This is a genomic window from Burkholderia sp. SIMBA_051 (assembly GCF_046534915.1).
GTDB lineage: Bacteria > Pseudomonadota > Gammaproteobacteria > Burkholderiales > Burkholderiaceae > Burkholderia > Burkholderia ambifaria.
The window spans coordinates 1-260 of the sequence record NZ_JAWRXS010000482.1 but is presented as its reverse complement, the minus strand read 5'-3'; the positions used below and the strand labels follow the sequence as shown (position 1 = coordinate 260).

At 60.0% G+C, this 260-nt stretch carries 1 protein-coding gene; it reads right to left on the bottom strand.

Annotated elements, in window-relative coordinates:
- On the bottom strand, nucleotides 1–260 hold a 260-nt coding region (locus SB771_RS35380), incomplete at both ends, for an ATP-binding cassette domain-containing protein (protein ID WP_410722089.1).

Below are 260 nucleotides of genomic sequence, written 5' to 3'. Positions count from 1 at the left end.
CGAAGCGTTTGCGGTCTTCGGAGAGATAGCCAATGCTGTGCGCGACGGCATTGCAGGGTCTCTTGATAAGCGCCTTTACGCCTTTCACGAATATTTCGCCTGACTCGATCGGGTCCGCGCCGAATACCGCGCGCGCGACTTCCGTGCGGCCCGCGCCCATCAGGCCTGCAAAGCCCAATATCTCGCCTTTGCGCAGCGTGAAGCTTACGTCCTTGACGAGTGGACCGGCGTTCAGATGCTTCACTTCGAGCGCGATGTCG